The organism is Sphingobium lignivorans, from assembly GCF_014203955.1.
In the GTDB taxonomy this organism is placed as follows: Bacteria; Pseudomonadota; Alphaproteobacteria; order Sphingomonadales; family Sphingomonadaceae; genus Sphingobium; species Sphingobium lignivorans.
Window position 1 is genome coordinate 3,812,753 of sequence record NZ_JACHKA010000001.1, and the last position, 20,319, is coordinate 3,833,071.

Annotated in this window: 29 protein-coding genes; 15 read left to right on the forward strand and 14 right to left on the reverse strand. The window is 64.2% G+C overall.

Translation table 11 applies throughout. From position 1 onward, the window contains the following. Positions 1-123 precede the first annotated feature (123 nt). From HNP60_RS17740 to HNP60_RS17750, 3 genes are all read left to right on the forward strand, one after another. Positions 124-1,059 carry an SDR family NAD(P)-dependent oxidoreductase gene (locus HNP60_RS17740; RefSeq protein ID WP_184156221.1) on the forward strand — a complete coding sequence of 312 codons (936 nt, stop codon included), beginning with the start codon at positions 124-126 and terminating at the stop codon, positions 1,057-1,059. A gap of 173 nt (positions 1,060-1,232) precedes the next feature. Then, positions 1,233-2,219 carry a zinc-dependent alcohol dehydrogenase family protein gene (locus tag HNP60_RS17745; RefSeq protein ID WP_184156223.1) on the forward strand — a complete coding sequence of 329 codons (987 nt, stop codon included), beginning with the start codon at positions 1,233-1,235 and terminating at the stop codon, positions 2,217-2,219. Positions 2,220-2,279: 60 nt separating this feature from the next. After that, positions 2,280-3,272 carry an alpha/beta hydrolase gene (locus HNP60_RS17750; protein ID WP_260394963.1) on the forward strand — a complete coding sequence of 331 codons (993 nt, stop codon included), beginning with the start codon at positions 2,280-2,282 and terminating at the stop codon, positions 3,270-3,272. Between the two features lie 85 nt (positions 3,273-3,357). Here the strand turns inward: HNP60_RS17750 and HNP60_RS17755 are convergent, their stop codons facing one another. Beyond that, on the reverse strand, positions 3,358-4,527 hold the full coding sequence (locus HNP60_RS17755) for an amidohydrolase family protein (RefSeq protein ID WP_184052439.1): 1,170 nt from the start codon (positions 4,525-4,527) through the stop codon (positions 3,358-3,360). Positions 4,528-4,733: 206 nt separating this feature from the next. On the opposite strand from HNP60_RS17755, the gene HNP60_RS17760 reads away from it, so the two are divergent. From HNP60_RS17760 to HNP60_RS17770, 3 genes are all read left to right on the forward strand, one after another. Beyond that, positions 4,734-5,471 carry a sulfite exporter TauE/SafE family protein gene (locus HNP60_RS17760; RefSeq protein WP_184156225.1) on the forward strand — a complete coding sequence of 246 codons (738 nt, stop codon included), beginning with the start codon at positions 4,734-4,736 and terminating at the stop codon, positions 5,469-5,471. Further along, positions 5,462-6,268, forward strand: coding sequence for a ferritin-like domain-containing protein (locus tag HNP60_RS17765; protein WP_184156227.1), 807 nt, complete (start codon positions 5,462-5,464; stop codon positions 6,266-6,268). Before HNP60_RS17760 ends, HNP60_RS17765 begins: the two co-directional genes overlap by 10 nt. 164 nt (positions 6,269-6,432) lie before the next feature. Further along, on the forward strand, positions 6,433-7,062 hold the full coding sequence (locus HNP60_RS17770; RefSeq protein ID WP_260395090.1) for a M23 family metallopeptidase: 630 nt from the start codon (positions 6,433-6,435) through the stop codon (positions 7,060-7,062). Between the two features lie 45 nt (positions 7,063-7,107). On the opposite strand, the gene HNP60_RS17775 is transcribed toward HNP60_RS17770, so the two are convergent. After that, positions 7,108-7,257: a lmo0937 family membrane protein gene (locus HNP60_RS17775; protein WP_014077913.1), complete on the reverse strand. Its 150-nt coding sequence runs from the start codon at positions 7,255-7,257 to the stop codon at positions 7,108-7,110. Positions 7,258-7,482: 225 nt separating this feature from the next. Between HNP60_RS17775 and erpA the strand changes: the two genes are divergently transcribed. Both erpA and xth read left to right on the forward strand, forming a co-directional pair. Continuing rightward, on the forward strand, positions 7,483-7,806 hold the full coding sequence (gene erpA, locus HNP60_RS17780) for an iron-sulfur cluster insertion protein ErpA (RefSeq protein WP_184156231.1): 324 nt from the start codon (positions 7,483-7,485) through the stop codon (positions 7,804-7,806). A 49-nt stretch (positions 7,807-7,855) separates the two neighbouring features. Continuing rightward, a complete protein-coding gene (xth, locus tag HNP60_RS17785) occupies positions 7,856-8,635 on the forward strand; it encodes an exodeoxyribonuclease III (RefSeq protein ID WP_184156233.1) in 780 nt (259 codons plus the stop codon). A gap of 6 nt (positions 8,636-8,641) precedes the next feature. Here the strand turns inward: xth and HNP60_RS17790 are convergent, their stop codons facing one another. Next, positions 8,642-8,914 carry a cupin domain-containing protein gene (locus tag HNP60_RS17790; RefSeq protein ID WP_260394964.1) on the reverse strand — a complete coding sequence of 91 codons (273 nt, stop codon included), beginning with the start codon at positions 8,912-8,914 and terminating at the stop codon, positions 8,642-8,644. A gap of 87 nt (positions 8,915-9,001) precedes the next feature. Between HNP60_RS17790 and HNP60_RS17795 the strand changes: the two genes are divergently transcribed. Then, positions 9,002-9,496 carry a hypothetical protein gene (locus tag HNP60_RS17795; protein ID WP_184156237.1) on the forward strand — a complete coding sequence of 165 codons (495 nt, stop codon included), beginning with the start codon at positions 9,002-9,004 and terminating at the stop codon, positions 9,494-9,496. Positions 9,497-9,609: 113 nt separating this feature from the next. Here the strand turns inward: HNP60_RS17795 and HNP60_RS20095 are convergent, their stop codons facing one another. Further along, positions 9,610-9,741 carry a hypothetical protein gene (locus HNP60_RS20095; protein ID WP_260394965.1) on the reverse strand — a complete coding sequence of 44 codons (132 nt, stop codon included), beginning with the start codon at positions 9,739-9,741 and terminating at the stop codon, positions 9,610-9,612. A 205-nt stretch (positions 9,742-9,946) separates the two neighbouring features. Further along, positions 9,947-11,094 (reverse strand): IS3 family transposase gene (locus HNP60_RS17800; protein WP_184150945.1). Its coding sequence is split into 2 segments (ribosomal slippage): positions 9,947-10,836 and positions 10,836-11,094, totalling 1,149 coding nucleotides; the frame shifts between segments, so codons are not numbered across the junction. Between the two features lie 16 nt (positions 11,095-11,110). Here HNP60_RS17800 and HNP60_RS17805 point away from each other — a divergent pair. Beyond that, positions 11,111-12,205 carry a hypothetical protein gene (locus HNP60_RS17805; protein WP_184156239.1) on the forward strand — a complete coding sequence of 365 codons (1,095 nt, stop codon included), beginning with the start codon at positions 11,111-11,113 and terminating at the stop codon, positions 12,203-12,205. A gap of 189 nt (positions 12,206-12,394) precedes the next feature. Here the strand turns inward: HNP60_RS17805 and HNP60_RS17810 are convergent, their stop codons facing one another. Both HNP60_RS17810 and HNP60_RS17815 read right to left on the reverse strand, forming a co-directional pair. Then, a complete protein-coding gene (locus HNP60_RS17810; protein ID WP_184156241.1) occupies positions 12,395-13,906 on the reverse strand; it encodes a YifB family Mg chelatase-like AAA ATPase in 1,512 nt (503 codons plus the stop codon). 84 nt (positions 13,907-13,990) lie between these two features. Further along, complete coding sequence (locus HNP60_RS17815) at positions 13,991-14,683, reverse strand: winged helix-turn-helix transcriptional regulator (protein WP_184157174.1); 693 nt, start codon at positions 14,681-14,683, stop codon at positions 13,991-13,993. Between the two features lie 249 nt (positions 14,684-14,932). On the opposite strand from HNP60_RS17815, the gene HNP60_RS17820 reads away from it, so the two are divergent. From HNP60_RS17820 to HNP60_RS17840, 5 genes are all read left to right on the forward strand, one after another. Next, entirely contained in the window at positions 14,933-15,313 is a 381-nt protein-coding gene (locus HNP60_RS17820; RefSeq protein WP_184156243.1) for a DUF1428 domain-containing protein, read from the forward strand. Then, positions 15,310-16,089 (forward strand): VOC family protein, encoded by a 780-nt coding sequence (locus tag HNP60_RS17825; RefSeq protein WP_184156246.1) that lies wholly within the window; start codon positions 15,310-15,312, stop codon positions 16,087-16,089. Before HNP60_RS17820 ends, HNP60_RS17825 begins: the two co-directional genes overlap by 4 nt. After that, positions 16,086-16,583, forward strand: a complete 498-nt coding sequence (locus tag HNP60_RS17830) for a VOC family protein (protein ID WP_184156248.1) — start codon at positions 16,086-16,088, stop codon at positions 16,581-16,583. Before HNP60_RS17825 ends, HNP60_RS17830 begins: the two co-directional genes overlap by 4 nt. Then, positions 16,580-17,230, forward strand: a complete 651-nt coding sequence (locus HNP60_RS17835; RefSeq protein ID WP_184156250.1) for a glutathione S-transferase family protein — start codon at positions 16,580-16,582, stop codon at positions 17,228-17,230. The genes HNP60_RS17830 and HNP60_RS17835 overlap by 4 nt, the downstream gene beginning before the upstream one ends. Positions 17,231-17,303: 73 nt before the next feature. Further along, positions 17,304-17,759: an SRPBCC family protein gene (locus HNP60_RS17840; RefSeq protein ID WP_184156252.1), complete on the forward strand. Its 456-nt coding sequence runs from the start codon at positions 17,304-17,306 to the stop codon at positions 17,757-17,759. Between the two features lie 185 nt (positions 17,760-17,944). On the opposite strand, the gene HNP60_RS17845 is transcribed toward HNP60_RS17840, so the two are convergent. From HNP60_RS17845 to pspB, 7 genes are all read right to left on the reverse strand, one after another. Continuing rightward, complete coding sequence (locus tag HNP60_RS17845; protein ID WP_014077924.1) at positions 17,945-18,205, reverse strand: hypothetical protein; 261 nt, start codon at positions 18,203-18,205, stop codon at positions 17,945-17,947. Positions 18,206-18,241: 36 nt separating this feature from the next. After that, positions 18,242-18,505 carry a hypothetical protein gene (locus HNP60_RS17850; RefSeq protein WP_184156254.1) on the reverse strand — a complete coding sequence of 88 codons (264 nt, stop codon included), beginning with the start codon at positions 18,503-18,505 and terminating at the stop codon, positions 18,242-18,244. A 26-nt stretch (positions 18,506-18,531) separates the two neighbouring features. Continuing rightward, positions 18,532-18,825, reverse strand: a complete 294-nt coding sequence (locus HNP60_RS17855) for a hypothetical protein (RefSeq protein WP_014077926.1) — start codon at positions 18,823-18,825, stop codon at positions 18,532-18,534. Between the two features lie 10 nt (positions 18,826-18,835). Then, positions 18,836-19,168, reverse strand: a complete 333-nt coding sequence (locus HNP60_RS17860; RefSeq protein ID WP_014077927.1) for a hypothetical protein — start codon at positions 19,166-19,168, stop codon at positions 18,836-18,838. Positions 19,169-19,181: 13 nt separating this feature from the next. After that, the gene (locus HNP60_RS17865; RefSeq protein WP_014077928.1) at positions 19,182-19,472 is read right to left on the reverse strand and encodes a hypothetical protein; all 291 of its coding nucleotides are present in this window, start codon (positions 19,470-19,472) and stop codon (positions 19,182-19,184) included. 196 nt (positions 19,473-19,668) lie between these two features. Then, positions 19,669-20,049: an envelope stress response membrane protein PspC gene (pspC, locus tag HNP60_RS17870; protein ID WP_014077929.1), complete on the reverse strand. Its 381-nt coding sequence runs from the start codon at positions 20,047-20,049 to the stop codon at positions 19,669-19,671. Between the two features lies 1 nt (position 20,050). Then, positions 20,051-20,317: an envelope stress response membrane protein PspB gene (pspB, locus tag HNP60_RS17875; protein WP_014077930.1), complete on the reverse strand. Its 267-nt coding sequence runs from the start codon at positions 20,315-20,317 to the stop codon at positions 20,051-20,053. Positions 20,318-20,319: the final 2 nt, after the last annotated feature.

A 20,319-nucleotide genomic window follows, 5' to 3' on the forward strand; every position in this document is an offset into this window, starting at 1 on the left:
CGGGAGGGCCGCCTTTCTGCTCCCCTGAGCGGCAAGCAGCGGGGACCGCAGCGGCGGCAGCCAGACTATTCTCCGGCCCACGGCAAGCCGGACATATGAGCCTCGACAAAGGAGATTGATGCAATGTTGGACGTAAGCGGCAAGACCGCCTTCATCACCGGCGGTGCCAGCGGCATGGGCTGGGGCATGGCCAAGGCCTTTGGCGAGGCGGGCATGAAGGTGATCATCGCCGACATTCGCCAGGACGCGCTCGATCAGGCCATGGAAGGCTTCTCGAAGACCAATCTTGCCGTTCACTCCATCCTGCTCGACGTGACCAGCCGCGAAGGCTGGGCCAGGGCGGCGGATGAAGCCGAAGAGCGGTTCGGTAATATCCACGTCCTCGCTCTCAATGCGGGGGTGGGCACCGGCGGATCAATGCTGACGGCCACCTACAAGGACTGGGATTTCAACATGAGCGTCAATGTGGGGGGCGTCGTCAACGGCCTCGTCACCATGCTGCCGCGCATGCTGGCCCATGGCGAGGAAGGCCAGCTCGTCGTCACCTCCTCCACCGGAGGCTTCTCCGCGGTGGGCGGCGCCGGGCTCTACTGCGCCGCCAAATATTGCGTGGCGGGCATGTTCGAGAGTCTGGCGACGGACCTGCGCGGCACCGCGCTTGGCGCCTCCGTCTTCTTCCCCGGCCCGGTGCAGACCCAGCTCGGCATCTCGACGCAGGCGACCCGGCCCGAGCATCTGCGCAACGAAGCGCCGCCGCCGCCGCCCGCCAGCGTGGGCGCGCAGCAGGACAAGCGCCCCGCGCCGGGCTTCGACCCGAGCCTGTTCATGACCAGCGAGGAAGTGGGCCAGCGCGTGCTGCGCGGCATCCGCCGACGCGACCTCTTCATCATGACCCATCCGGAATTCACGAAAGGCATCGAGGCGCGCAACAACGCACTGCTGCGGGCCATTCCGGTCGAAGCGCCCAACGAGGCGCGGGCCAATCTGGTCGCCCAGTTCGGCACCCTCATGTACAACCCGATCTACGATGGGCAGCAGCCGCTCGACGAGCCGCTCTGAGCGCTACGGCGCAGGCAAATGGCCCGCGCACCGGCTGAAGAGGGTTCGCCGCCGCCGGAGGTGGCGCGGACCCTCCTCAACCGCCGGGGATTTCACACAGCGCCTCGCTGTCCTGTTCCCCAGCCTTCCGGCCTTCCCTAGAAGGCAAAGTCCGCAATCAGGAGAGGGATGACATGGCGAAGGTCGTTCGCGTGCATGAACTGGGCGAGCCCGAAAAGCTGGTCTTCGAAGATATCGAGATCGGGGCCCCGGGGCCCGGCGAGGTGCGCATCCGGGTGGAAGCCGTCGGCCTCAACCGATCGGAAGCCATGTTCCGCGCCGGCCGCTATCCGACGAAACCGAAGCTGCCGACGCTGATCGGATATGAGGCCTGCGGCATCGTCGAGGCACTGGGCGAGGGCGTCACCGGGTTCAAGGTGGGGCAGCGGGTCAGCGCGCTGCCCATGTATCGGCTCGGCCAATATGGGGTCTGGGGCGAGCAGGCCATCGTGCCCGCGCGCTGCCTCCTTCCTGCCCCCCCGGGCCTCTCCCCGGCCGAGGCGGCAGCAGTGTGGATGCAGTATATGACAGCCTTCGCGATCATCGAAGTGGGCCAGGCCGGCATCGGTGATTTCGTTATCATTCCCGCTGCCTCCAGCAGTGTTGGCCTTGCGGCGATCCAGCTCGCCAACTGGGCGGGCGCCGTGTCCATCGCCGCGACGCGGACCAGCGCCAAGGCGGATGAACTGAAGGCGCTGGGCGCGCAACATGTCGTCGCCACGCAGGAAGTCGATCTGGTCGAGGAAGTGATGAGGATCACGGACGGCAAGGGCGCGCGCCTCGTCTTCGATCCGGTGCAGGGCCCCTATGTGCAGACGCTCACCAGCGCGATGGCTGAGCGCGGCATCCTGTTCATCTATGGCGGCCTCTCGGAACAGCCCACGCCCTATCCGCACTGGAACATGGCCTTCAAGGGCCTCTCCATGCGCGGCTGGGTCGCCTCGGAAATCTGGAACCATCCCGCGCGCTACAAGGCGGCGCAGGAGCGCATCCTGCTCGGGCTGAAGCTCGGCCATCTCAAGCCGGTGATCGCGCGGACCTTCCCTTTCGACGAAATCGTCGAAGCCAACCGCTTCCTCGAATCCAACCAGCAGATCGGCAAGATCGTCGTCACGATGTGAGCAAGCGGCGCCGCGGACCTCACGCAGCGCGGCAGGCGACATGATAGTCCAGGAGAGTCCATGACCGATCCCGAACCGCCGGGCCATATCCCCGTCAGCATCCGCGCGCGTGACATCGCGCCGCCTCTGACGATCAGCCCCGCCGCGCGTCAGGCGCTCTCGGAAGGCGCGGCGATGGCCATGCCCGGCTGGCCCGCGCCCGACGACATGGCAGGCTGGCGCCAGCGGATCGGCGCGAGCGACGCCCTGTGGGAAGACATGGCCGCGCCGATCCTCGCGAGCGCCGCAGCCACGGTGGAGTCCGTCTCGGTCGGCGGCGTTCCCTGCCATGACTGCCTGCCCGAGCGCGGCGCCGCGCCGGACGGGCCGGTCTATCTCTACATCCATGGCGGCGCATTCGTCTTCGGCGGGGGCGCCTATGCAAAGGCGCTTGGCGCACGCAACGCCGCTGCGCTTGGCTGCCGCACACTATCGGTGGACTACCGGATACCCCCGGACCATCCTTTCCCGGCGGCACCGGAGGATTGCGTAGCGGTCTACCGGGCTCTGATCGAAACGATCGACCCGGCGCGTATCGTCATCGGCGGCGGCTCGGCGGGCGGCAACCTGGCAGCCGTAGCGACGCTGATGATCCGTGATCGCGGCCTGCCGCTCCCCGCCGGCACGGTCCTGCTCACGCCTGAGGTCGATCTGACCGAAGCGGGCGACAGCTTCCGCACCAACGAGGACCTCGACGTGGTGCTCAAGCGAGGCCTGCCGGAATGCAACGCGCTCTATGCCGGTGGGCATGATCTGGCCGATCCCTATCTCTCGCCTCTCTTCGCCGATTTCACGCGCGGTTTTCCCCCCACGCTGGTGCAGAGCGGGACGCGTGACCTCTTCCTCTCCAACTCGGTGCTGATTCATCGCAAGCTGCGGCAGGCCGGGATCGATGCAGAGCTGCATGTCTGGGAAGCCATGCCCCATGGCGGCTTCGGTCGGGGCGAGGCGCCGGAGAATGAGGAGATCAATGTCGAGGTGGCGCATTTCATCCGTCGTGTGACGGCGGGCTGATCGCGCAGGCGAAGAGCCCCGCGCGATCCAGCACATAAGGACGCGCCACGCACGCCCTCGTCATCGCCCCGCGAAGCAGGCGCCCTTATTCGGCCGCGATGGCGTCCACTTGCGCAGGCAGGTCAAGGCCATAGAGCTTGGCCGCATTCTCGAAGGCGATCTTGCGCACAAAAGCGGGATCCGCGCCTTCCGTGAACTCGGCCAGGATCTTGCGGCTGTTCGGCCAGATGCTGTCCGGGTGCGGATAATCCGTGGCCCAGAGCAGTTTGTCCTCGCCATAGAATTTGGCAAGCGCCACAGCGGTGGGGCTTTGCTGGAAGGTGCCGTAGACCTGCCGCTTGAACAGCTCCGATGGTTTCATCTTGTGCGGGATGCCGCCGCGATCCGCCCAGAACTCCTCGGCTTCCCAGAGCCGCCAGTGGCGATAGTCCAGCTCCTCGATCACCCAGGGCAGCCAGCCGATGCCGCTCTCCGCGATCACGATCTTGAGCCCCGGATGCCGCTCGAGAATGCCCCAGGCGAAGAGATCCACGAACGGATCGAGGAACTGTTCGATGAACATCTTCACGTGCAGGAATGTGGCGCCGGGGCTGCCCTTGTACTTGTCGAAGGCGCGGCTGACGCTCGCGAACACCGTGACGTGGAAGGAGAGGATGATGCCGCTCTTCTCCAGCATCTCCCACAAGGGCTCCCAGCGCGTGTCCTCCAGGCGCGGCTGCGCCATCGCGATCTGCAGGTTGGCTTGCCGGAAACCGCCCAGCGCGATGATATGCTCCAGTGCGGAAACAGCCGCTTCCGGCTCCGGCGGCAACATGGGCACGCCGATCAGACGATCCGGCGCGGCGGCGCAAAATTCCTTGAGCCACTCATTATAGGCCCGGTAGCAGGCGTCGCGCAGCTCGGTGTCCTCGAAGTTCAGCGACGTGACCGGGCCGAAGATGACATGGGCATAGACACCGTCGCGGTCCATGTCCGCGAGGCGCAGCTCCGCGACCGCCGGGCGCCGTTCCGTCTGATCGACGATGCCGCCGCGATCCAGCGCGGTGAAAATGGGCTTGGGACCGGAAAAACCGCTCGCCACGCCCGACCAGGAGCCGAGATTCTTGCCTTCGCACATCCAGACGGCGCGTCCGTCGATCATTTCGACATGCGGGCCACGATCCTTGAGATGCGCGGGAAGCCGGCTGGTCCACAGGTCGGTCGGAAGCTGGTTGAGATCGAGATGATCGTCACAACTGATCAGGGGGTAGTCCACGTCTTCCGTCCTCTCTTGCCCTGCCTCGGCCCGAAGAAATCGACTCAGGGCGCCGGCGCTGGCCATGTCGTTAGTGCGCTAACGATATTGCCCCTAAAGCAATCGAATTGCAAGTTTCGCCTGCGGTCTGAGGCGGGTCGTGGCCGTGAAGCGCCTTCCCCGAGGAGGAAAGTGACGTTCCGGCGGAAAGCGTCTAACGCGCCGGCATGACGGGCGCGCTCATCATCATTGCATCCTTCGCCACGGCGTTCCTGTCCGGCGTCTTCGGCATGGCCGGCGGGCTGCTGCTGATGGGCGTTCTCGCCTTCCTGCTGCCTATCTCGGCCGCGTTCGTGACGCATGGCATCCTGCAGCTCGTGGCCAATGGCTGGCGCGCGGTACTGCATCGCCGCTACATCGTCTGGCCGGTCATGAGGACTTATGCGCTTGGTGTTTTTGCTGCAGCTGCGCTGGTCGCCGCGGTCGGTTTCGCGCCATCGCGGCCACTGCTGTTCCTGCTCCTAGGGCTGGTGCCGCTCACGGTCTGGCTGCCGCGCCGGTGGATCAGCTTCGATGCGGCAAAACCGCCCCACGCCTTCCTTGCCGGCTTCACGGTCTCCGGGCTCAACCTGAGCGCCGGCGTGGCCGGTCCGATGATGGACATCTTTTTCGTTCGCACAGGGCTCGGCCGGCACCAGATCGTCGCCACCAAGGCGACAGGCCAGGTATTCAGCCATCTCGGTAAGATCATTGTGTTCGGCGCGCCGCTGATTGGCGCGGGAGAAAGCGCGATGCCGCCGCTCTGGGTGTTCGCGATCGCCATCCCTCTGTCGATGGCCGGCACCGTGCTGGGCGGCCGCCTTCTGGATCGGATCAGCGATGGTAATTTCAAACGCTATACCGCGTGGATCGTCACCGGCATCGGCGGTCTTTATCTCGTGAAGGCAGGACTGGAATGGAGCTGAAGGAAGAGCGAAGCGTGGCGGATGCCTGCCTCGCAGTGTTGCAGTGCAGCGAACCAAGGGCGAAAATCATGGCGGCGCGCGCAGCGGCGCGGGACTGGCGATTGGGGCGGCTCGCGCATCGGTTCGACAGCGCGCCGCCGGACCGCCCCGGCCGGCCCGAGCGCCCCCTGCTGCTGCCACCCCAGCGCATGCCTCGCCGCGGCCGCGGCGGATCGGAGCGCGCGCGCATCGCGATGGTCCACGCTCTGGCCCATATCGAGTTCGTCGCGATCGACCTCGCCTTCGATCTGGTCGCACGCTTCGGCGACGATATGCCGCCGGATTTCGTTACCGACTGGCTGCGCGTCGGTGCGGACGAAGCCATGCATTTCGCCCTGCTTGCCCGTCGACTCGCCGAGCTCGGGAGCGATTACGGCGCCTTGCCCGCCCATGACGGTCTTTGGGAAGCGGCGCAGGAAACGGCGCATGACGTCACCGCCCGTCTCGCCATCGTGCCGATGGTCCTGGAAGCCCGCGCCCTCGACATCACGCCGGAAACGGTCCTGCGTTTTCGGCATTTCGGGGATGAGCGGACGGCGCGGATGCTCGAACGAATCGTTGACGATGAGATTCGCCATGTCGCCGCAGGCACCAAGTGGTTTCTGTGGGCGACGAACCGAGTGGGCGCTGATCCGCAGGAAACCTACCAAATGCTGGTCCGCCGCCATTTCCGGGGAGCCGTTAAGCCACCGTTCAACGACTCGGCGCGGAGTCAGGCCGGTCTGACGCGTGATTTCTATGGGCCTCTTGCGGGTTAACCCAATCTTCGCTCGAAAGGCTTCCAACGGCCGACATGAGCCGAAACAAAACAATCTTCGAGGGTCCGATCCCAGGGACCCGACATGGGGTCCGCATGATTCAGTCGCTCGCCGTCAGCTTCCTCCGGGACGGTTTTCATCGCACTGCAACCCGCGTACTGGCCATGGCCACGCTGCTGGTCGCATCACCCGCTCTGGCTGACGAAGCCGCCAGTGACGCGCAGTTCTCCTCGCTTTTCGCCGCCTGGGTGAACATGGACCGCGCGACCGAACAGAGCACTACGACCAAGGCATCCATCCCCTCGCGGGAGCCCGTCGAAAAGCTCATGCTGACCTCCAGCTTCGGCAACCGCTCAGACCCGTTCAACGGCCGCCGCCGCATGCATCAGGGCATCGACATCCCCGGCCCGGTCGGCACGCCGATCTACGCTACCGCGGACGGCATCGTGAAGCGCGCCGGATGGGCCAATGGCTATGGCAATCTCGTCGAGATCAATCATGGCAACGGCCTCGAGACGCGTTATGGCCACATGTCCAAGCTGATCGCCCAGCCGAACGAGCGCGTGCGCCGCGGCCAGCTGATCGGCCTGATGGGGTCCACCGGACGTTCCACCGGCAGCCATCTTCATTATGAAGTGCGCATTGCCGGCGCGGCGGTAAACCCGATGCCCTATATCGAAGGCACCAATTACGAACTCGCTCTCGCCGAGGCCAAGGCCCATGACGAGCGCCTGGTCCAGGTTGCCATGGGTGGTCCCGAAGCTCGCAAGAGCACCGACAACAAGGACAATTGAGGTCCTCGCCCCGGTTTCGCCGGGGTTTTCTGCATCAGGCCAGCGTCAGACCACACGCCTGCCGGTCACGAGCTGATAAATCAGCACGGCCGCCGCCAGCACGAGCAGCAGATGGATCAGCCCTCCGCCCACATTGAGGGCAAGGAATCCAAGTGCCCAGAGCACCAGCAGCACGACGACTATGGTCCACAGCATGGCTCACCTCTCCTATTATCGCATCTCCGAGTGATGGAGGCATAACGCCCGGCGGAGCGGGAAGTTCCGCCTGCACATGAGGGAGGGGCGGGACGGATGCGCAATCCATCCCTTGCGATAGGTTCCCCGATTGACCCAGGCGCTGGTCGCCCCGCTGTTTCCTCATCGCAGTCTGTCCGGATCGGTTGCCTTGCGGGGGCGCCCGGACACGCCTATCTTGCGCGCATGGACATTGCTCTCACTCCCTCGGCCGCAGCCCGCGTCGCTTCGATCGCCCAGCGGCAAGGCAAGCCGCCGATCCTGCGACTGGCCGTGGAAGGGGGCGGCTGCTCCGGCTTCCAGTATCGCTTCGGCCTTGCCGAGGTGCCGGAGGAAGACGACCTGATCGTCGAAACCGATGGCGTCAGGCTTGTCGTCGATTCGATGAGTCTCGATCTGGTGCGCGGCGGCACCGTCGATTTCGTGGACAATCTCGGCGGTTCGGCCTTCCGGGTGGAGAACCCCAATGCCACGGCCGGCTGCGGCTGCGGTTCCAGCTTCTCGGTCTGAAGCCCAGCCTGCTCTTCCCCGGTCGGGGCGAAGCGGCTAGGGCAGGGTCATGCGCATCGCCACTTTCAACATCAACGGCATTCGGGCGCGTCTGCCGCGCCTGCTCGAATGGCTCGCCGAGACGCAGCCTGACGTCGCCTGCCTGCAGGAAATCAAGACGCAGGATGAGGGCTTTCCCATCGCGGACATTGAGGCGGCTGGTTATGGCGCCATCTGGCACGGCCAGAAAGGCTTCAACGGCGTTGCGATTCTCGCAAGGGGCGCGACGCCCACCGAGGTGACACGCGGGCTGGACGGCGAGCCGGAGGACGAGCACAGCCGCTATATCGAGGCGGACGTGGACGGCGTGCGGATCGCATCCATCTACCTCCCCAACGGCAATCCCGTGCCGGGGCCGAAATTCGACTACAAGCTGCGGTGGATGGCAAGGCTGCGCCAGCGCGCGGCGCGGATCCTCGCGGAGGAAGTCCCGGCGGTGCTGGCCGGCGACTATAATGTCATCCCGTTCGACCGCGACGTGTGGAAGCCGGCCGCCATGGCCGCAGACGCGCTGATGCAGCCGGAGAGCCGGGCAGCCTACAAGGCACTCATGTTCGACGGATGGACCGATGCGCTGGCCGCGCGCCATCCTGCGGGTGGCGTCTGGACCTACTGGGATTATCAGGCCGGCGCCTGGCAACGAGACGCGGGCTTTCGCATCGACCATCTGCTGCTTTCGCCCGCCGCCGCAGACCGGCTGGTCGATGCGCAAGTGGACAAGGCCTATCGCGGCCGGGAGAAAGCCAGCGATCACGCGCCCGTGTGGGTGCGATTGAAGGATCAGGGCTGATCAGCCCTAAGGCGCTTCGCCCCCTTCCGGCCCCCAGAAGATCACCCAGGCGGCGAAATCGTCGCTCATCTCGATGAATCTGTGCTCGGCGCCTGCCTCGACGAAGATGGCGTCCTGCGGGCCGAACGCGCGCTGCTCGCCATTCTTCACGAACAGTCCGCTGCCAGAGGCGATAATATAGAGTTCGTCCCGGCTATGGGGCGACTGCGTATCCGGACCGCGCGGCGCATAAAGGCCAAGGCTCATCATCCCGTGGCGCATGAGGTCCGCATAGCGCATCGCCGCCGACAAAACCATCGACAGAAGACTTAACACTGCTCTTCAAACAAGGGGGCAGCACAGTCGCCATTTACCGGCGCGGTTTCTGTGCTGAACAATTACGCGCAGTGGCAATTGCAGATCGGCTTTTCGCCTATGCCTCGCGGTTCGACCGCCGAAAAGCAAATGGCCGTTTGGCTTTCAAACCTGCGCGGCATTGAAGGCTCATTCGTGTATTACCCTGCTGATAGCGGCAAGAACATTACTGGCAAGTCTCTTGCCAGCATGGGTTACGTCTATAGCAACTCGACCATGGTTGCTGGTTGGACAGGATCACAAGCCACCTCGCTTGAAGGTGGCGACTTTTTCAGCATCGGCAACGAGCTTTACCGGATCACCTCTGCGCCCAGCACTTCAGTTTCCGGAACGGCAACGCTCACATTCGAGCCACCATTGCGCCGGGACCATAACGGCGGAACGACCGTCAATTTCCAAACCCCACGGTGCGAATTCCGCGCAGCAAATGCGGAAGATGCACAGGGGTTCAGCAAGGACCCAGAGTTCACATACCTTAAGCCCCTCGTCGCGGTGCAGGTGCTCTAATGCGCGACGGGATCACACAGGACTGGCTCGACGCGCTTGCAGTTAAGGGCATCCGCACAGCGCTTATACGCCGCAAAAGGTAGGCCGCGGGCAATTGTGAGGCATCAAAAAAATCAATCTTCGATCCATCGATAGACGTGAGTAGGGCCCTTCTGGAAAGCGAACTTGTCAAGATAGGTCAGTGCGTAGCTCCGCAACTGGGCAAGGTCCTTCACCTCGCAGGTGTCATCCTTGTCCTTTTTCAAGCGACGGTCGGTAGCCAGAAAATCCGCACAATCGAGCAAATACATTTTTAGGACCCGACCCTCGGTTTTCAGAACCCAATACCATACGTCATCCCTGCCTCCCTCTGTTCCCGCCGGATTATAAGAGATGAGGTAAAAGTTCTCGCGAAGATGAGTAGCGCGGACTGGCCTGCTGCCGGTTTGGTGGACACCGAGATAGGCTCATTTAGGCTACCCCAGCTTCTCGCTCGAAGTCGATAGGGCTGAGGTAACCCAGGGTCGAGTGACGCCGGGTCGGATTGTAGAAGCACTCGATGTAATCGAACACGTCCGCCTTCGCCTGCGCCCTCGTGCGGTAGACCTTTTTCCCGATCCGCTCGGTCTTGAGCGAGGAGAAGAAGCTTTCCATCGCGGCGTTATCCCAGACGTTGCCGGACCTGCTCATCGAACAGGTGACGCCGTTGTCGGCCATGAGCCGCTGGAACTGCTCGCTGGTATATTGGCTACCCTGGTCCGAGTGATGCAGCAGGGCATCGGGCTTTCCGCGTCGCCAGATCGCCATGATGAGCGCATCGGTAACGAGCTGGGCGGTCATCGTGTCGCTCATCGACCAGCCCACCACCCTGCGCGAGAACAGGTCGATGACGGCGGCCACGTAGAGCCATCCTTCGGCAGTCCAGACGTAGGTAAAATCTGCCACCCACTTCTGGTTGGGCCTGTCGGCCGTGAACTGGCGACCCAGAACGTTGCCGGCGATGACCGAGCGTTCGCCCTGATCCTTGGGCAGTCCACGGCGGCGTGGCCTGGCCCGCAGCCCTTGCGCTCGCATGAGCCGTTCGACCCGATGCAGACCGCAGGAGATGCCTTCGGCGAGCAGGTCGTGCCAGACACGCCGGGCGCCATAGGTGCGATAGCTGCCAACATGGCTGGCCCTGACCCTCGAGCCGATCACCTCGTCGTCGCGGGCACGCTGTGACGGCGCCCGGGTGAGCCAGGCATGGAAGCCGCTCCGCGAGACACCGAGCGCCCCGCACATCCATGCCACCGGCCAGATCCCTCGGTGCTTCGCGATGAAGGCGAACCTCATATCGAGTCCTTCGCGAAGTAGGCGGCGGCTTTTTTTAGAATGTCGCGCTCTGCCTTCAGCTTGGCCACTTCCCGGCGCAGACGGTCGATCTCCAACTGCTCCGGCTTCATCTGACCCTGCCCGGGAAAGGCATGGCCAGGATCAGCGGCCAACTCCTTTACCCATTTGCGCAGCAGGTTCTCGTGCACATCCAGATCGCGGGCCGCCTGCGCAACTGCCACACCGCGCTCACGGACCAACCTTACCGCCTCAAGCTTGAACTCGCGGCTGAACTTCCTTCGTTGCATTGTGGGCCTCCGATAGGTGAAAACACCCTATCTCGGTGTCCACCAAACCGGCAGCAGGCCAGTCGACACATCCCTCGATAATTATATGGTTCCCCCACCGCTAACCCCTGAAGAAGAAGAGCTTGCTGATCTACCTGTGCGATTCGATGCGAGCACAGCTGGGTTTGAGAAATTACGATCAATGCTAAATGCCAGAAAAGCTAGGGCTCGCCGCTTCAAGCACCTCTGCAACATCGAAACCCGCAATTATGACGGTTGTCCAAGCGACCTTGGTAACAAGGTCGGTGGATTTTATAGTGAGGTTCTTAATTCAGTAGAAGCTTATGTTGCTGATCTACCGGTGGACTATCGTGGCTTGATGGCCCTAAATGCCACGTCTTACGGCTTCGGCGATTGGCTCCGCTTTAGTCGTGAGGAAGGTAATAGATTAGTCAATCTAGTTGAAGCTGCTCGCGAAATCGTATCGAATCGCCGGGCGCAGATCGAACCAATACTGCGCCCGCAGATCGTTGCCGATATGGCTTCAGGCACGAAAAGCGGACTCTTTTTTGACCTTTTTGGTATCGATAAGGGGCTTGAGGTTCAGTATCGTGAATGGGTCGCCATCGCTAAAATGACCAAAAGCGTTCCCTCTGTTGCCACTAATGAAGGAAAGATTTTGAGGGCAGCAATCAAAGCCCTCGCCAGTGCTCCAACATTTGCCCTTAGCCGAGGAATTGGAACACTTCAGGAATTGCCTAGCTCCGTCCGGATCGGAATGACTGGCGCCCGGTATGACTATCTTGTTGAAGTCAGAAACGCAACCTGTCGCCCATTGAAGACGGCAAACTCATGCACATATGAAGCAAGACTTGGATACGAGTATGTGTTGGCAGGCATGGCACTTCCGAAGATTCAATCCGAATGGTTCAAAAGAACCGATACATTTTTGTCTAAAGATGGGTCGTTTTATTCGGCGGACTTGAATTCTGCTATGGCCAAGTTTGCCGAACCCAGCGTTCGTGCATCATCTCAATCAGGGGATCCTAATAAGCATCTCAATGATCACTGGAACAGCGTTCAGTTAATGCAGAATATTCAAGATGTCAGAGATGGATTGTATAGGCATTAGAGAAATCGTGTTAGGTCACCGCCACGAGCGAGCGGCGCCAGCCACTCGATCTAAATAAATACTGGAGCAACTTTTTATGAGGCTCCGGACTTGGCTGTTTATCTTATCGGCTCGCCTCGCCTGCCTCAGGCAGCGCTGCATGGGCCTCGCCGAGCGTCACCAGCCAGTCCCTCATCGACTCTCCTTCCCTCAATTCACCGGCGCGCGCCGGCGATAGCTCAAGGCCTCGGCCACGTGCAGTCGCCCGACCCGGTCCGCACCGGCAAGATCGGCAATGGTGCGCGCCACGCGGAGCACGCGCGTATAGCCCCGCGCCGAGAGCTTCATCGCTGCGGCGGCCTGCGCGAGCAAGGCGCGGCCCGTCTCGTCGGGCATGGCGATCGTCTCGAGCGCATCGCCCTCCAACTCGGCATTGGTGCGCGCTCCGCCGGTGGCCGCCGAACGGGCGGTCTGGAGCCCCCGGGCTGCCGCGACCCGCGCCGCCACTTCCGCCGTTCCTTCCGCTGCCGGCGGCAGGACCAGATCGGCGGCCGTCACCGCGGCCACCTCGACATGCAGGTCGATGCGATCGAGCAGGGGGCCGGAGAGCTTCGCCTGATAGTCCGCAGCGCAGCGCGGCGCGCGCGAGCAGGCCAGCGCGGGATCGGCGATATGGCCGCAGCGACAGGGATTCATCGCCGCGACGAGCTGGACCCGCGCCGGAAAGGTCACATGCGCATTGGCCCGCGCGACGCTGACTTCCCCGGTCTCCAGGGGCTGGCGCAAACTGTCCAGCACGGCCCGCTGAAACTCGGGCAGCTCATCCAGGAACAGCACGCCCAGATGCGCAAGGCTGACCTCGCCCGGTTTCACGCGCAGGCCGCCCCCCACCAGTGCCGCCATGGACGCGCTGTGATGCGGCGCGCGATAGGGCCGCGACTGGCTGATCCGCCCGGCCGAGAGCGTGCCTGCGACCGAAGCGACCATGGAGACTTCGAGGGCCTCGGCGGGCGTGAGCGGCGGCAGGATGCCGGGAAGGCAGCTTGCCATCAGTGATTTGCCGGAGCCCGGCGGGCCGGACATCAGCAGATTGTGCCCGCCCGCCGCGGCGATCTCCAGCGCGCGCTTGGCGGTTTCCTGCCCCTTCACTTGCCGCAGGTCCGGCCCGTGACGCGGCGGCTCCGCTTCGCCCGGCGCCGGACGGGGCAGGATGGTGCCGCCCTTCAGGTGATTGATCAGGCCGAGCAGATCAGGCGCGGCAAGCACGCCGTCCGAGCCTGCCCAGGCCGCTTCCGTGCCCTGCGAAGCGGGGCATATGAGCGTAAGATCGCGTGCGGCGGCGTAGAGCGCGGCCAGCAGCACACCCGGCACCGGCGCGATGCGGCCATCCAGGCCCAGTTCGCCGACGACGAGATGTTCGCTCACATGCTCGGCATCGATCACCCCCATCGCGGCCAGCAGGGCCAGCGCGATCGGCAGATCATAATGCGACCCCTCCTTGGGAAGGTCGGCCGGCGACAGATTGACGGTGATCCGCTTGGGCGGCAACGACAGGCCGATGGCGGCAATGGCGTTGCGCACGCGCTCGCGGCTTTCCGCCACGGCCTTGTCAGCAAGCCCCACCACGATGAAATTCGGCAGGCCGGAAACGAGCTGGCATTGCACCTCGACCGGACGCGCTTCCAGCCCGAGAAAGGCGACCGTCGCCACCGTTGCGATCAACTTCGCCCCCCTTTTGTTCCCCCGCGCAGCTATGGAGCGGCGCGATGCGGAAGTCGAGGCTTTTCCGGTGGTCCCCGGCCGGCGCTATGACGCCTGCGACGGCACATAGCGCGGCGGCAGCGCGAAGAGATCGGCAAAACGCGTCTCCAGCCCCGGGTCGCCGCGCATGGTGAGCACGCCAGTGACGGCAAGCTGCTCCGGGGGGACCTTGCCATAGAAGCGGGCGGCAAGCCCCCGCGCCGTGCTGCGATAGGCAATATCCGGCACCAGAGCTTCCCCCGCCGCGACGCTGAGCACGCCATGCTCCAGCTGGCCGCGATAAGGCGTCCCTTCGATGTCGAAACCCAGCGTCAGGGCAAGAGCGCCCGCCCTGGCGACGTCCAGATTGATCCTGAGCGAAAGCAGCATGGCGACGCCGCTCAGCGGCAGCATGCGGTCATGCGCCGGCGAGCGATAGGCCCATTTCGCCATGGCCAGCACCATGGGCTCGGCCTCCCGCCCCCATTCGGTGAGGCCGTAGACCTGCACGCTCGCGGGCGGGGGCAGGCGCAGGCGCTCGATGACATGGCGCTGCTCCAGCTCGCCGAGGCGCTGGGTGAGCACGTTCGCGCTCAGCCCCGGCAGCGCGGAGCGCAGGTCCGAGAAGCGCCGGGGCCCCAGCAGCAGTTCCCGGATGATGATCAGCGCCCAGCGCTCCCCGACGAGATCGAGCCCGTGAGCAAGGCCGCAAGCGTCCTCGAAATGGCGCTTCTGCCGGGATGTGGACTTGCTAGTTATTTTTTCTAACTCCGTAGTTGCCTTACCTAATTACATGAGCGACACTCGTCAAGGTCGGACGATTCGGCGAATGGATGCGAGAAACAGGAAGCTGCCGCCATGGAGAGGATGTTGATTGTCGGTCTGCCATGCGTGGACAGCTCGCGATTCCCCCCGATCCAGCACGGTTGCCGCGGCCGATCCGCCTGACCACGCGGCGACACCCGTCCCGCCGCGTCCCCTTATGCCTGATGAGGAAGGAATGCCCGCATGACCTATGTCGATGGATTTCTCTGCCCCGTGAAGCCCGGCCGCAAGGCAGACTACGAGGAGATGGCGCGCATGGCCGCGCCGCTGTTCCTCGAATATGGCGCGCTCCGGGTGGTCGAGACATGGAACGACGACCTGATGGTCGGCAAGACCAACGATTTCCGCACCGCCGTCATCGCGGAAGAGGGCGAGGATATCGTCTTCTCGTGGATCGAATGGCCGGACAAGGCGACGCGCGATACAGGCTGGGAAAAGCTCATGAAGGACGAGCGGATGAAAGGGCCGGATGATAGTCCCATGGCTGGCGCCCGCATCATCTACGGCGGCTTTTCCACCATCCTCGATGCATCGGCCGAGGCGCCGGCGGGGGCCGGCGCGTGAGCAACCGGCAGGGCGAGTTCATCTGGTATGAGCTCATGACGACGGACATCGCCGCCGCGCGCGCCTTCTATGCCGCCGTGGTAGGCTGGACGATCAGCGAGAGCAGCGACATGCCCGGCATGGACTACCGCATGGTCGCCGCGCCGGATGGCACCGTTGCCGGCATGATGCCGCTCGATGCCGAAATGATTGCAGGTGGCGCACGGTCCATGTGGGTCGGCTACATCGCCGTCGACGATGTCGACGCAGCGGCGGCGCGCATCACGGCGACCGGCGGCCATGTCTTCGTGCCGCCGCGCGATATCCCGGAGGTCGGCCGTTTCGCGATGGCCGGCGATCCGCAGGGCGCGACATTCTACGTCATGCGCGGCTTCCCGGACCAACGCAGCGATGCGTTCCGGGCCGACGCGCCCGGCCATTGCGCTTGGAACGAGCTGACCACGCCCGACCAGCCCGGCGCCCACGCCTTCTATGAGGGCCTGTTCGGCTGGACGAGCCCGGACAGCATGCCGATGGGCGAACTGGGCGATTACCGGTTCCTGTGGGCCGGGGATCTCCGCCTCGGCGCCACCATGCCCGGCGAAGGCCCCGCGCACTGGCTGTTCTATTTCGCCGTCCCGTCGATCACCCGGGCGATGGACGCGATCACGGCGCATGGCGGCACCGTCACCAATGGCCCGCACGAGGTCCCGGGAGGCGGACACATCGTCACGGGCACCGATCCGCAGGGCGCGCGCTTCGCTCTCTTCGGCAGTCTTGAGGAGGCGGACACATGACGCAGCCGATCACGCCCTGCATGTGGATGGACGGCACCGCCGAGGAAGCCGCCACCTTCTACGTGTCGATCTTCGAGGATTCGCGGATCGACTCGATTTCGCGCTACGCTGCGGATTCGCCCTTCCCGCCGCACTTCAAGGCTGGCACGGCCATGCTGGTGACCTTCACTTTGAAAGGGCGCCCCTTCGCCGCGCTGAACGGAGGACCGCAGTTCCCGCAGACGGAAGCGGTTTCCTTCGTCATTCCGGTGGAGGATCAGGCCGAGCTGGATCGCCTCTGGGACGCACTCATCGCCGATGGCGGGGCGGAAAGCATGTGCGGCTGGTGCAAGGACCGCTTCGGCGTCTCCTGGCAGGTTGTCCCGCACAGGCTGCTGGAGATGCAGACACAAGGCGCCGCCGAACAGAACGCGCGGATGGGGAATGCGCTCATGACCATGCGCAAGCTCGATATCGCCGCCCTTGAAGCGGCCTTTGCCGGGGAGGCGGCATGACGTACCAGCTCTACGCTCACCCCTTCTCGTCCTATTGCTGGAAAGCGATGATCGCCTTCCACGAGAAGAATCTGCATTATGAGCTGGAGATGGTGGAGAATCCCGGCGTCATGGCGGCGCTGAAACGCCACTGGCCGCTCGGCAAATTTCCCGTCCTGGTGGACGACGGCGCGCCGGTGATCGAGGCGACCACCATTATCGAATATCTCGACCTGCGGCACTATGAGCGCGCGCCGCTGATCCCTGCCAACGCCATCGATGCGCTCGATGTGCGCTTCATGGACCGGCTGTTCGACAATCATGTGATGACGCCGATGCAGGCCATCGTGAACGAGGCGCTGCCCGGCATCACGCCCGATCCCGCCCGGGCGGCGCGCGGAGCCGAAGCGCTCGACACGATCTACGCCTGGCTGGACGTGCGGCTTGCCGGCCGGGAATGGGCATGCAGCCATGGTTTTTCGATGGCCGACTGCGCCGCCGCGCCCGCGCTTTTCTATGCGGATTGGGCGCGCCCTATTCCGGACACCTTTCCCGAACTGCGCGCCTATCGCGCGCGGCTCAACGCACGACCGTCCGTGGCGCGCTGCATCGAGGGAGCGCGGCCCTATCGCCATTATTTCCCGCTGGGCGCACCCGAGCGGGACTGAAGGCGCCTGCGGATCCAGTGAACCCGCAGGCGCCTGACGCCGTAGAGCCATCACTTGCCAGGAAGAGAAACCCATGACCGACCAGCCGGATCTTACGCTCAGCGTCTCCACTTATATCGACGCCCCGCCCGAACGGGTCTGGCAAGTGCTCACGCAGCGGCAGGAGGAATGGTGGTGCCCTGCCCCCTGGACGATCGAGATCATCGAGCAGGACTGGCGGCCGGGCGGTCGCTGCGCCATGCTCATGCGCGGCCCCGACGGCGAGGAAGTGCCGCAGGATGGCGTCTTCCTTGAGGTCGTGCCCGGCAAGCGCTTCATCTCGACAGACGCGTTTACCGCTGGCTGGCAGCCCGCCGGTCCCTTCATGGTGGGCGTCTGGGAAATCGAACCGGAAGGGGAAGGCACGCGTTACACTGGCTCGGCCCGGCACTGGAGCCAGGAAGCTCGCGACCAGCACAGCGACATGGGCTTCGAGGCCGGCTGGGGCGCCGTCGCCGCCCAGCTCAAGGCGTTGTGCGAAACAACCTGACAGGCGTGCGCGGCATGTAACGAACCATGGTCCGCGCTACCGGCAGAGAGAGCGGAAGGCGGCCCGGCATTGGAAACGGACTGTCGGGCCCCGCCTTCCTTGCCGGTCAGCCCGAAGCGCCATCCGCTGCGCTCCACTGGAGGGAATCGCGGACCTGATGGCAGGCCCGTACTGGCCTTCCCTTCTCAAAGATCGATGCCGGCCGCGATGGCTTCCAGCTTGCGGATACGTTCCTTGAGATCGGCGACGTCGATGCGCGTCGCCGCTGTCGCGCTGCCCATGGCATCCATGCCTGCGCCGCGCTGCCCGAGGGCCATTTCCAGTTCGGCGCGCTTGAAAGCCAGCCAGCCGTTCCAGCCCTTGAGCCCGGCATAAGCGAGGATGCCGATCCAGCCGGTGACGATCAGCGCCATGGCGCCATATTGAATGATGCTGAGGTCGGTCATGTTCCTGCCTCCTTCCCTGAACGGGGCCTCACGGCCTCACATTCTGTCGATCTGCTTCAGTTTCTCGAATTCCCGATCAAGGGCGGTCGAGCTGTCGGTCGCCAGACGCTCCAGCACCGCAACCCGCTCCTTGAGCTGTTTCACTTCCTCGCGCAGCCGCTCGGCCTCCGCGTCGGCCCGATGGTCACGTCGGACGATGTCCTCGCCCTTGCCGCGGCGCACGACGCCGTATTTCGCGCGGATGACGCTTGCGATGGCGGTGATCGCGACGATGGCGACGACCATTTCAAACCCATTCATATTTTACCCTCCTCCGGGAAATATTGTCAGTGCTCGATCGGGCGGGCGGGCACAGGCTCTTCGCGCAGCCCGTCGATCTCGGCGGCAAGGTCCAGGCCCTTGTCGGTGACGATCCGCTCGAGCACGCGCACCCGCTGTTCCAGGCGCTCCGTCCGGGCCGCATATTGAGCGGCTTTCTCCGCGGTTTGCGAACCCATGATCTCCAGCTCGCGCTCGCGCAGGGCGGTGTTGCGCTTGTGGATCTTGTTCAGCACGTCCGCGATCACCGGGATGCCCACCACGATCAGGAAAAAGCCGAGAACCAGTGACGTCTTGTCCATGACAGGCTCCTCAGTTGCTCGAGCCGCGGAGGCTCTCGATCTCGTGGTTGAGATGCAGCGCGCCGTCGGTCACGATGCGCTCGACATTGGCGAGGCGATCCTTCACCGCGCCCAGCTCGGCGCGAAGTTGCGCATTTTCCTGGCTGAGCAGCTTGATGCGCTCGACCATTTCCTCGTTCTTCTGCGGATAGATCGCCTTGCCCCAGCTGTTTTCCAGCGGATAGCCGTTGCGGATGCGCAGCCAGGTGGTGAAGATCCATCCCGCCACGGCGAGGGCGCCGATGCCAAGGCCGCCCATGGCAATGAAGGGCAGATAAGGGGCCAGTGCTTCGCTCGGTTCCATTGTGTCGTCTCCCTTATTTCAGCCGCTCGATCTCGGCGGACAAGCGCGCGGGCGCGTCGGTCGCGATGCGCTCCAGAACCGCGATCCGCTCCTCGAGCCGGCCGATCTTGTCCGTGAGCTTCGCATTCTCGTTCGTCAGAAGCTCGATCTTGCGCTCGGCCATGAGATCGCTCTTGCTGACCATGCCGCCCCATTCATTCTCGATGGGATAGCCATGCCGGCTTCTGATCCAGGTCGTCGCGATCCAGGCGCCGTATGACAAGGCGATGATCGCGATCACGAATGCCGGTCCACCCCAGCTCATCTCATTTCTCCCGTCCAGCGGCCGCGCTCAGCGCGAGCCCGCTCTTTCCCCGTGGGACCGGCCCCTTGCCGATCCCCTGTTCATCCTGTGTCGCCCATGGGCCTGGCCCAGAAGGATGCCGACGCTCCCGACCGCGAGACCCAGGACGAAGATTGGTACTGGATCCATGGTCTCCTCCCCTTCCGACAGACCGCGCTCAGCGCAGGCTGTCGATCTCGTCCGCGAGGCGCGTGTTGCGGCTCGTGTAGAAGGCCTCGATGTCGGAGAGGCGCCGGTCGATGTCGCGGAACTTGCTGCGCACGTCCCGGGTCGAGCGGGCGGGATTGGTCCGCACCCCTTGCCAGAACTTCTCGTCATCCCGGTCGTGGTAAAGGCCCGAGGGCTTCGGGTCCGCCATCCACGCGGCGAGGAAATAGGCGATCAGCGTCCAGGGGAAAGCGCCCATCAGGGTGATCAGCACGGCGCCGATGCGAACCCAGAGCACGTCGATCCCGGTATAGTCGGCGATCCCGGCGCAGACGCCCATCCACTTGGCATTCTGCTTGTCGAGGTAGAATTTGGTGCGACGAGCGGACATCTCAGTTCCTCCTCTCGAAGTGATAATCATCTGCCTCCACCGGGCGGGCGGGGCGGAAATCGGGGTTGTCGGCGGCGATGATGCGCTCCACGGTCTGGAGCCGCTCCTCGAGCCGGCGGGCAAGGATGTGCATCTCGTCGAGCAAGCGCTCATCCTCGTCCGTGATCTTCGGGGCCTGCTTCCACTTGGTCACATAGTGGAAGATCAGCCAGGGCATGCCGATGAAGAGCATGCCGCAGATGATGATCGGCAGAAGCACGTCTTCCATGG

Excerpts from the sequence above, each read along its gene's own strand:
- HNP60_RS17740 (WP_184156221.1), top strand. The coding sequence starts at position 124 with ATGTTGGACGTAAGCGGCAAGACCGCCTTCATCACCGGCGGTGCCAGC.
- HNP60_RS17745 (WP_184156223.1), top strand. The coding sequence starts at position 1,233 with ATGGCGAAGGTCGTTCGCGTGCATGAACTGGGCGAGCCCGAAAAGCTG.
- HNP60_RS17750 (WP_260394963.1), top strand. The coding sequence starts at position 2,280 with ATGACCGATCCCGAACCGCCGGGCCATATCCCCGTCAGCATCCGCGCG.
- HNP60_RS17760 (WP_184156225.1), top strand. The coding sequence starts at position 4,734 with ATGACGGGCGCGCTCATCATCATTGCATCCTTCGCCACGGCGTTCCTG.
- HNP60_RS17765 (WP_184156227.1), top strand. The coding sequence starts at position 5,462 with ATGGAGCTGAAGGAAGAGCGAAGCGTGGCGGATGCCTGCCTCGCAGTG.
- HNP60_RS17770 (WP_260395090.1), top strand. The coding sequence starts at position 6,433 with ATGGCCACGCTGCTGGTCGCATCACCCGCTCTGGCTGACGAAGCCGCC.
- HNP60_RS17775 (WP_014077913.1), bottom strand. The coding sequence starts at position 7,257 with ATGCTGTGGACCATAGTCGTCGTGCTGCTGGTGCTCTGGGCACTTGGA.
- erpA (WP_184156231.1), top strand. The coding sequence starts at position 7,483 with ATGGACATTGCTCTCACTCCCTCGGCCGCAGCCCGCGTCGCTTCGATC.
- xth (WP_184156233.1), top strand. The coding sequence starts at position 7,856 with ATGCGCATCGCCACTTTCAACATCAACGGCATTCGGGCGCGTCTGCCG.
- HNP60_RS17790 (WP_260394964.1), bottom strand. The coding sequence starts at position 8,914 with ATGCGCTATGCGGACCTCATGCGCCACGGGATGATGAGCCTTGGCCTT.
- HNP60_RS17820 (WP_184156243.1), top strand. The coding sequence starts at position 14,933 with ATGACCTATGTCGATGGATTTCTCTGCCCCGTGAAGCCCGGCCGCAAG.
- HNP60_RS17830 (WP_184156248.1), top strand. The coding sequence starts at position 16,086 with ATGACGCAGCCGATCACGCCCTGCATGTGGATGGACGGCACCGCCGAG.
- HNP60_RS17835 (WP_184156250.1), top strand. The coding sequence starts at position 16,580 with ATGACGTACCAGCTCTACGCTCACCCCTTCTCGTCCTATTGCTGGAAA.
- HNP60_RS17840 (WP_184156252.1), top strand. The coding sequence starts at position 17,304 with ATGACCGACCAGCCGGATCTTACGCTCAGCGTCTCCACTTATATCGAC.
- HNP60_RS17845 (WP_014077924.1), bottom strand. The coding sequence starts at position 18,205 with ATGACCGACCTCAGCATCATTCAATATGGCGCCATGGCGCTGATCGTC.
- HNP60_RS17850 (WP_184156254.1), bottom strand. The coding sequence starts at position 18,505 with ATGAATGGGTTTGAAATGGTCGTCGCCATCGTCGCGATCACCGCCATC.
- HNP60_RS17855 (WP_014077926.1), bottom strand. The coding sequence starts at position 18,825 with ATGGACAAGACGTCACTGGTTCTCGGCTTTTTCCTGATCGTGGTGGGC.
- HNP60_RS17860 (WP_014077927.1), bottom strand. The coding sequence starts at position 19,168 with ATGGAACCGAGCGAAGCACTGGCCCCTTATCTGCCCTTCATTGCCATG.
- HNP60_RS17865 (WP_014077928.1), bottom strand. The coding sequence starts at position 19,472 with ATGAGCTGGGGTGGACCGGCATTCGTGATCGCGATCATCGCCTTGTCA.
- pspC (WP_014077929.1), bottom strand. The coding sequence starts at position 20,049 with ATGTCCGCTCGTCGCACCAAATTCTACCTCGACAAGCAGAATGCCAAG.
- pspB (WP_014077930.1), bottom strand. The coding sequence starts at position 20,317 with ATGGAAGACGTGCTTCTGCCGATCATCATCTGCGGCATGCTCTTCATC.